The sequence below is a fragment of the Arthrobacter sp. NPDC080031 genome, assembly GCF_040702485.1.
In the GTDB taxonomy this organism is placed as follows: domain Bacteria; phylum Actinomycetota; class Actinomycetes; order Actinomycetales; family Micrococcaceae; genus Arthrobacter.
Map to the genome: position 1 here is coordinate 1 of NZ_JBFBLA010000062.1, position 1472 is coordinate 1472.

Genomic DNA, 1472 nt, shown 5'->3' on the forward strand with positions numbered 1-1472 from the left:
TCGGTGCCGTCGGCGACGGAGACCTGGCCGGTGTGGATGGAACGGCCGATGCCCACGCCGCCGCCGTGGTGGATGGAGACCCAGGTGGCCCCGGAGGAGGCGGCGGTCAGGGCGTTCAGCAGCGGCCAGTCCGCGATCGCGTCGGAGCCGTCCTTCATGGACTCGGTTTCCCGGTAGGGGGAGGCCACGGAGCCGGAGTCCAGGTGGTCCCGGCCGATCACGATGGGGGCCTTGACCTTGCCTTCGGCCACGAGCTGGTTGAAGAGCAGCCCTGCTTTGGCGCGTTCGCCGTAGCCCAGCCAGCAGATCCGGGCGGGGAGGCCTTCGAATTCGACGCGTTCGGCGGCGGCGTCGAGCCATGTGTGCAGGTGGGTGTTCTCCGGGAAGAGTTCCTTGATGGCTTTGTCGGTCACGGCGATGTCTTCGGGGTCACCGGAGAGCGCGACCCAGCGGAACGGGCCCAGGCCCTCGCAGAACAGCGGACGGATGTAGGCCGGGACGAAGCCGGGGAACTCGAACGCCCGGTCGTAGCCGCCCTTGCGGGCCTCGTCGCGGATCGAGTTGCCGTAGTCGAAGACCTCCGCGCCGGCGTCCTGGAACTCGACCATGGCCTGGACGTGCCGGGCCATGGAGGCCTGGGCTTTCTTCGTGAACCCTTCCGGGTCGGCTTCGGCCTCGGTGTGCCACTGGGCCACGGTGATGCCCTCGGGCAGGTAGGAGAGCGGGTCGTGCGCGGAGGTCTGGTCGGTCACGACATCGATGCTGATCTGCCCGGCCCGGTGCCGGGCGAGCAGTTCCGGGAAGACCTCGGCGGCGTTGCCGACGTACCCCACGGACCAGCCGCGCCGCTCGGCCTTGGCCTTGGCGACCTTGGCGATCGCGGTGTCCAGGTCGGTTTCGACCTCGTCCAGGTAGCGTTTGCCGGCACGGCGGCGCAGCCGGGACTCGTCCACGTCCACGATCAGGCAGGCCCCGTCGTTCAGGGTCACCGCGAGCGGCTGGGCCCCGCCCATGCCCCCGCACCCGCCGGTCAGCGTCAGCGTCCCGGCCAGCGGGCCTTCGGTGGAGGAGGCACCCGCGGGGGCAGCATCGTGCCGTGCGGCCCGGAGTTTGTTCCCGACGGCGGCGAAGGTCTCGTAGGTGCCCTGCAGGATGCCCTGGGTGCCGATGTAGATCCAGGACCCGGCGGTCATCTGCCCGTACATCATCAGCCCCTCGGCCTCGAGGCGGCGGAACTCGGGCCAGGTCGCCCAGTCGCCCACAAGGTTCGAGTTCGCCAGCAACACCCGCGGCGCCCACTCGTTCGTGCGGAACACCCCGACGGGCTTGCCGGACTGCACCAGCAAGGTCTCGTCCTTCTCCAGGGTCTCCAGGGTCCGGGTGATCGCGTCGAACGCGGCCCAGGACCGGGCGGCCCGGCCCGTGCCGCCGTACACGACCAGGTCATCCGGACGCTCGGCGACCTCCGGGTC

Annotated in this window: 1 protein-coding gene; it reads right to left on the reverse strand. The window is 70.5% G+C overall.

The genetic code is table 11. The annotated features are described in order from the left end of the window. Window positions 1-1472: urocanate hydratase (locus AB0323_RS23960; RefSeq protein WP_366179548.1), on the reverse strand; the 1472-nt coding region annotated here is incomplete at both ends.